The following is a 257-nucleotide window of genomic DNA, read 5'->3' on the forward strand; positions in this document are numbered from 1 at the left end:
GCAATCAACCCGACAGACATCAGCCGCGGGTGTTCATGGCCCTGAGCGACAACCAGAATGTTGTTTTCGACGTCTTTGTCCACCACATACCACGGTTCTTCGGTACCTTCTTTGGTGCCACCGATACCCAGACCTTTACGCTGACCGAGAGTGTGATACATCAGCCCCTGGTGCTCACCAATTTCATCGCCATCGACGGTAATGATTTTGCCCGGTTGCGCCGGGAGATAACGGCCCAGGAACTCGCGGAATTTACG

The 257-nt window shown here is 54.5% G+C and carries 1 protein-coding gene; it reads right to left on the minus strand.

All coding sequences use genetic code 11. The features are described from left to right. Nucleotides 1-257 (minus strand): tRNA methyl transferase PRC-barrel domain-containing protein (locus SB822_RS58760; protein WP_410859330.1); only part of this gene is annotated, 257 nt, incomplete at both ends.

Origin of the sequence: Paraburkholderia sp. SIMBA_054, from assembly GCF_046534875.1 — a bacterium.
In the GTDB taxonomy this organism is placed as follows: domain Bacteria; phylum Pseudomonadota; class Gammaproteobacteria; order Burkholderiales; family Burkholderiaceae; genus Paraburkholderia; species Paraburkholderia hospita.